This window comes from Pseudomonas sp. Sample_9, assembly GCF_004307535.1.
In the GTDB taxonomy this organism is placed as follows: domain Bacteria; phylum Pseudomonadota; class Gammaproteobacteria; order Pseudomonadales; family Pseudomonadaceae; genus Aquipseudomonas; species Aquipseudomonas mercuritolerans.
Genome location: NZ_RAZO01000066.1, coordinates 17,967 through 22,479, shown reverse-complemented (window position 1 = coordinate 22,479; position 4,513 = coordinate 17,967). Strand labels below are relative to the sequence as shown.

6 protein-coding genes are annotated in these 4,513 nt (G+C 60.6%); 2 read left to right on the top strand and 4 right to left on the bottom strand.

Features of this window, described 5'->3' with window-relative positions:
- Window positions 1–19: 19 nt before the first annotated feature.
- From D6877_RS04040 to dksA, 3 genes are all read right to left on the bottom strand, one after another.
- A complete protein-coding gene (locus D6877_RS04040) occupies window positions 20–196 on the bottom strand; it encodes a hypothetical protein (protein ID WP_003176118.1) in 177 nt (58 codons plus the stop codon).
- 77 nt (window positions 197–273) lie between these two features.
- Window positions 274–1,167, bottom strand: a complete 894-nt coding sequence (gene gluQRS / locus D6877_RS04035) for a tRNA glutamyl-Q(34) synthetase GluQRS (protein WP_130909928.1) — start codon at window positions 1,165–1,167, stop codon at window positions 274–276.
- 211 nt (window positions 1,168–1,378) lie between these two features.
- Window positions 1,379–1,822, bottom strand: coding sequence for an RNA polymerase-binding protein DksA (gene dksA / locus D6877_RS04030; RefSeq protein WP_101157646.1), 444 nt, complete (start codon window positions 1,820–1,822; stop codon window positions 1,379–1,381).
- Window positions 1,823–2,155: 333 nt separating this feature from the next.
- Between dksA and D6877_RS04025 the strand changes: the two genes are divergently transcribed.
- Window positions 2,156–3,325, top strand: a complete 1,170-nt coding sequence (locus tag D6877_RS04025) for a pyridoxal phosphate-dependent aminotransferase (RefSeq protein WP_130909927.1) — start codon at window positions 2,156–2,158, stop codon at window positions 3,323–3,325.
- On the top strand, window positions 3,325–4,038 hold the full coding sequence (gene sfsA, locus D6877_RS04020; RefSeq protein ID WP_130909926.1) for a DNA/RNA nuclease SfsA: 714 nt from the start codon (window positions 3,325–3,327) through the stop codon (window positions 4,036–4,038). Before D6877_RS04025 ends, sfsA begins: the two co-directional genes overlap by 1 nt.
- On the opposite strand, the gene D6877_RS04015 is transcribed toward sfsA, so the two are convergent.
- Window positions 4,035–4,352 carry a Rieske (2Fe-2S) protein gene (locus D6877_RS04015; RefSeq protein WP_122506697.1) on the bottom strand — a complete coding sequence of 106 codons (318 nt, stop codon included), beginning with the start codon at window positions 4,350–4,352 and terminating at the stop codon, window positions 4,035–4,037. The two genes, sfsA and D6877_RS04015, sit on opposite strands and share 4 nt — an antisense overlap.
- Between the last annotated feature and the right edge of the window lie 161 nt (window positions 4,353–4,513).

Genomic DNA, 4,513 nt, shown 5'->3' with positions numbered 1-4,513 from the left:
CAGGATCATCTGGGTCAGGCTAAAGCTCATCGGCATCTTTTTGGCTCTGCAGGATGAAGGTCACGACAATCAGGATCAGCCAGAGCAGATAAGGGCGATACCAGGCGCCCGTCGCGTCGATCCACCAATCCATAATGGCGGGGGAGAACAGGTAGATCCCGACGACCAGAAGCAGGACCAAGCGATAGATGTACATCCCGGCCTCTCTTTTTTATGCGCGTGCCCGAAAACGTGCGGCGATGGTAACGGATGGGCGCGCGACTGCAAGTGTCGTCATTGCAGTTGCGCTTCGGGCAGGGTCAGTGTGCGCGGGATCTTTTCGGCATCCCAGTGCGCGCTGCCCCAGGCCAGCAGTTCGCGCGGCGAGGCGTGCGCCAATTCAGCGCCGGGATTCTGCCCGAGCGCGCGCAACGCCCGCAGCAGCAACGGCGTGGCTTGATCGGCTTCAAGCGGCGGCGAGCGGTAGGACTTGCCGAGTTTGTTGCCGTCCGGCTGGGTGATCAGCGGCAGGTGCAGATAGCGCGGCTGTTTGAGGCCGAGCAGCTCCTGTAGATATAGCTGACGCGGCGTCGAATCGAGGAGGTCGGCGCCACGCACGATATCGGTGATGCCCTGCCAGGCGTCATCGAGCACCACCGCGAGTTGATAGGCATAGAGTCCATCGCGCCGACGGATGACAAAGTCGCCGACATCGCGGCCCAGGTGCTGGCGGTATTCGCCCTGCACGCGATCGATGAAGTGGTATTCCAGCTCCGGCACGCGCAGGCGGATCGCGGCGTCGTGCTGTTCATGCCCGGCATTGCGGCAAAACCCCGGATAAATCCCGTGATAGGGCTCCAGTTGTTTGCGCGAGCAGGTGCAGGCGTAGGCCAGACCGTGATTGAACAGGCTGTCGAGCACTTCGGCATAAGCCGCGTGTCGATCGCTCTGGCGGACCATTTCGCCGTCCCATTCGAAGCCGTAACTTTCCAGCGCCTTGAGAATCGCCGCTTGCGCACCGGGCTCTTCGCGCGGCGGATCGAGATCTTCCATGCGCACCAGCCAACTCCCACCGACGGCGCGGGCGTCGAGGTAAGACGCCAACGCAGCGACCAGCGAACCGAAGTGCAGGTGGCCACTGGGGGTGGGGGCGAAGCGGCCGATGTAGGCGGGGGATTTGGCAGTCATGGAGGCAATAAAGGCTATTCAGAATTTGAGCAGGTTACCTCTGTGGGAGCGAGCCTGCTCGCGAAAGCGCTGTGTCAGTCAATAATGAGCTGTCTGAAGGGACGCTTTCGCGAGCAGGCTCGGTCCCACAGAGGCAGAAGCAGGTTCCGCGGGCAAAACACAGAAACAAAAACGGAGCGTTCGCACGCTCCGTCTTTCGTTCAGGTCGAGATTACTTGCCGACCTGCTTTTCCTTGATTTCCGCCAGGGTCTTGCAGTCGATGCACAGATCCGCCGTCGGACGGGCTTCGAGGCGCTTGACGCCGATCTCGATGCCGCAGGACTCGCACCAGCCGTACTCTTCGTCTTCGATCAGTTGCAGGGTCTTGTCGATTTTCTTGATCAGCTTGCGCTCGCGGTCGCGGGCGCGCAGTTCGAGGGCGAACTCTTCTTCCTGGCTGGCACGGTCGGCCGGGTCAGGGAAGTTGGCCGCTTCGTCTTTCATGTGATCAACCGTACGGTCGACTTCCTGCATCAAGTCCAGTTTCCACTTGTTCAGGATCTTGGTGAAGTGCGCGCGCATTGGAGCGCCCATGTACTCTTCACCCGCCTTCGGAACATAAGGTTCGAAGCCGCTGATCGTCGCTTGCTGCTGTTGCTTTGCTTGGGTGGACATGAAATAGACCGCCTCTACTCTTGTAATCCATTGCGCAGGATTGCTCCATCACCGACACCTGCCGGCCCTGCGGCTGCAAGCGGGCGAACTTACCAGATCAAATCAGCCTGCGCTACTCCCGGATGTCGAGCCCCCGGCGGGTGGCGCTTGCAGATGTCTGACAAGCCGTGTCTGTGGGAAGGGAGACCTGTTCAATCACTGATTTTAGTCAATCCTGGAGCGTACGTTCAGATCGTTACAGTCCAGCGTTCTTGAGGCTGTGACCTTCGCGGGTTCTCGCTCGTTCCGGCAGACAGGTAGAATCGTCTCTTTTTTCCCGTCGAAGGCATTCCAATGGGCCCCTACAGTGCGCGCAGTCGTGCGATCGAACCGTTCCATGTGATGGCGCTGCTGGCGCGGGCCAATGAATTGCAGGCTGAAGGCCACGATGTGATTCATCTGGAAATCGGCGAGCCGGACTTCACCACTGCCGAGCCGATCATTCGCGCCGGCCAGGCCGCGTTGACTGCCGGCAAGACCCGTTACACCGCCGCCCGCGGCATTCCCGAACTGCGCGAGGCGATCGCCGGGTTCTACCAGTCGCGATACGGCCTGAACATCGACCCACGGCGGATTCTGATCACACCGGGCGGCTCCGGCGCGCTGTTGCTGGCCAGTGCCCTGTTGGTCGATCCGGGTAAACACTGGCTGCTCGCCGACCCGGGATACCCGTGCAACCGACACTTTTTGCGTCTGGTCGAAGGCGCGGCACAACTGGTGCCGGTGGGGCCGGATGTGCGTTATCAACTGACCCCGGATCTCATTGATCGGCACTGGGACCACGACAGCGTCGGCGCCCTTGTCGCGTCACCGGCCAACCCGACCGGGACCCTGCTGACGCGCGATGAGCTGGCCGGGTTATCCACAGCGATCAAAGCCAGACACGGGCATCTGGTGGTGGATGAGATCTACCACGGCCTGACTTACGGCACCGATGCCGCCAGTGTGCTGGAGGTTGATGACAACGCTTTTGTCCTCAACAGTTTCTCCAAGTATTTCGGCATGACCGGTTGGCGCCTGGGCTGGCTGGTCGCGCCCGAAGCGGCGGTCAGCGAACTGGAAAAACTCGCGCAGAATCTCTACATCAGCGCGCCGAGCATGGCGCAATACGCGGCACTGGCCTGTTTCGAGCCGGCCACCATCGCGATTCTTGAAGAGCGCCGCGCCGAGTTTGCGCGCCGTCGCGACTTCCTCCTGCCGGCGCTGCGTGAACTCGGTTTCAACATCGCCGTCGAGCCGGAAGGCGCGTTTTATCTGTACGCCGATATCAGCCGTTTCGGCGGTGATGCCTTCGCATTCTGCCGACATTTCCTCGAAACCGAGCACGTTGCCTTTACGCCGGGACTGGATTTCGGTCGTTATCAGGCCAGCCATCACGTGCGTTTCGCTTACACACAAAGCCTTGCACGTTTGCAGCAAGCGGTTGAGCGAATTGCCCGTGGTTTGAAGAGCTGGCAAGGCTGATGCGTTTTTATCCTGCTCTGGAAGAAGCGCGGCTGATTCGTCGTTACAAGCGTTTTCTCGCCGATATCGAAACTGTTAACGGCGAGTTGCTGACCATTCACTGCCCGAACACCGGCTCGATGCTCAACTGCCAGGTCGAGGGCGGGCAGGTCTGGTTCAGTCGCTCCAATGATCCGAAACGCAAATTGCCCGGCACTTGGGAAATTGGCGAAACCCCGCAGGGCCGGCTATTTTGCGTCAACACCGCACGCGCCAACGGATTGGTCGAAGAAGCCTTGCAGGCCGGCGTGATCACCGAGTTGAACGGCTTTACCGCGTTGAAGCGTGAGGTTGCCTACGGACAGGAAAAAAGCCGCATCGACTTCCGCCTCGAATACCCCAGCGGCCCGGCGTATGTCGAAGTCAAAAGCGTCACCCTCGGCTTTGACGGCACGCCGGTGGCGGCGTTTCCCGATGCGGTGACCCAGCGTGGCGCCAAACACCTGCGTGAGCTTGCGCATCTGGCGCGCGACGGTATCCGGGCGGTGCAGCTGTACTGCGTGAATCTCACCGGCATCGATGCCGTGCGCCCGGCCGAAGAGATCGATTGGGCTTACGCCGAGGCGCTGCGTGAAGCGGTTGCTTGCGGTGTCGAGGTGTTGGCCTACGGTGTGCGCCTGGACCATGAAGAGATGGTCATCGACCGCCGACTCGATGTGCGGCTCAACGGTTAAACGTCGATCCACACGCCTTGTGTATCTTCCCGGCATTCAATTGCCGTGAGCGACTGCCCGGCGCAGGGGCCGGCGACGCATTCGCCGTTCTCGATCAGAAACAGTGCGCCATGGGTGGCGCACTGGATCAGGCTGTTGCTCGGGTCGAGAAACTGGTCGGGCTGCCATTCCAGCCCGACACCCCGGTGCGGGCAGCGATTGAAATAGACAAAGACTTGGCCACCTCGACGCACGGCAAACAGCTTTTTGCCTTCGATTTCGAAACCGCGACTGCCGGCTTCGGCCAGATCGCTGCCGGCGCAGAGAAACTTCATGGCTATCCTCTAATGTCCGCTCGTGTCGGGATATGTCCGAGCTTGACGTTCAAATGCAAACAATTATCAAATGGCGACCTTCTCCCACTGGGAGTCTGGCCGTTGCCGAGGATACTTGGCTCGCTGCGCCGATGCCCGGGAAACCTTGTTCAAGGAAGCTG